The sequence below is a fragment of the Stenotrophomonas sp. PS02300 genome (genome assembly GCF_029959395.1).
Taxonomy (GTDB): Bacteria; Pseudomonadota; Gammaproteobacteria; order Xanthomonadales; family Xanthomonadaceae; genus Stenotrophomonas; species Stenotrophomonas maltophilia_AD.
This window is the reverse complement of sequence record NZ_JASCOP010000240.1, coordinates 1-1,456: the sequence shown is the minus strand read 5'-3', so window position 1 is coordinate 1,456 and position 1,456 is coordinate 1. Positions and strand designations below refer to the sequence as shown.

The 1,456-nt window shown below is 64.9% G+C and carries 1 protein-coding gene; it reads left to right on the top strand.

What is annotated here, in order from left to right:
- The first annotated feature begins 103 nt into the window (after nt 1–103).
- The gene (locus QMX79_RS20715; protein ID WP_282248452.1) at nt 104–1,345 is read left to right on the top strand and encodes a DUF819 family protein; all 1,242 of its coding nucleotides are present in this window, start codon (nt 104–106) and stop codon (nt 1,343–1,345) included.
- Nucleotides 1,346–1,456 lie beyond the last annotated feature (111 nt).

Sequence of the window (1,456 nt, the reverse complement as noted above, 5' to 3'; positions counted from 1 at the left end):
CACCCCTGGGGGGTGTTTTGTTTAACGCCCCGCATACGGGGGCCGCTTTCATATGTGGTTACCCAACGCGCACGCGCGCACCCCATTCCAGGCGCTCCATTCCGTGAAAGCACCCGCTCTGATCCAGAACGACATCGTAATTTTCGGCCTGATCGCCGCCACCCTGGGTGCCGTGTTCTGGACCGCCTCACGCGAGACGGGGCTGTGGAAACGCTTCTACACCTTCGTGCCGGCGCTGCTGCTGTGCTACATGATTCCGGGCATCTACAACACGGTGGGCCTGATCGACGGGCAGAACACCAGCCTGTACAACCCGATCGCGCGCGACATCCTGCTGCCGGCCGCGCTGGTCCTGCTGACGCTGGCGGTGGACATCAAGGGCATCCTGCGGCTGGGCCCGAAGCTGATCGTGATGTACCTGGGCGCGTCCTTCAGCATCATGATCGGCGCGGTGGTGGCCTTCATGCTGATGAAGTGGGCGCACCCGGAAACGGTCGCCGGCGATACCTGGGCGGGCATGGCGGCGTTGGCCGGCAGCTGGATCGGCGGCGGCGCGAACATGCTGGCCATGCGCGAGGTCTTCGACGTCAACGCCACCACCTTCGGTCAGTTCGCGGTAGTGGACGTGGGCGTAGGGTACGTATGGATGGCGGTGCTGATCTTCATGGCCGGCCGCGCAGCGAAGATCGATGCGCGCACCGGCGCGGACACGTCGGCCATCGATGAACTGAAACTGCGCATCGAAAAATTCCAGGCCGAACACGAGCGCGTGGCGAGCCTGACCGACCTGATGCTGATCGTGGCGGTAGCGTTCGGCACGGTGGGCCTGTCGCACGCCATCGCCGGCCCGGTATCGGCGTGGTTCAAGGGCCACGTGGCCTGGGCCTCGCAGTTCAGCCTGGACGCGCCGTTCGTATGGGTAGTGGTGATCTCCACCACCTGCGGCCTGGCGTTGAGCTTCACCCGCGCACGCAACCTGGAAGGTGCCGGTGCCTCGAAGCTGGGCTCGCTGCTGCTGTACTTCCTGATCGCCTGCATCGGCATGCAGATGGACCTGCTGGCGCTGCTCGAACGCCCGTGGCTGTTCGCACTGGGCCTGATCTGGATCGCCGTGCACATCGTGCTGCTGCTCGCACTGGCCATGGCGCTCAAGGTGCCGTTCTTCTACTTCGCCATCGGCTCGCAATCCAACATCGGCGGGCCGGCTTCTGCGCCTGTGGTTGCGGCGGCCTTCCATCCGTCTCTTGCTCCGGTGGGCGTCCTGCTTGGCACCATGGGCTACGCAACTGGTACGTACTTGGCTTACATCGTTGGCATCACGTTGCGGGCTTTGGCGGGCGGCTGACGTTTCGCCGCGAAAGGCACTGGCTGTTTGATCTTCCGCGCGCGGGGGAGCGGGGTGGAGGGGGTAGCGGGGCACGCGTGAACCCATCCATGGGGCTTATCGCAGCATCCA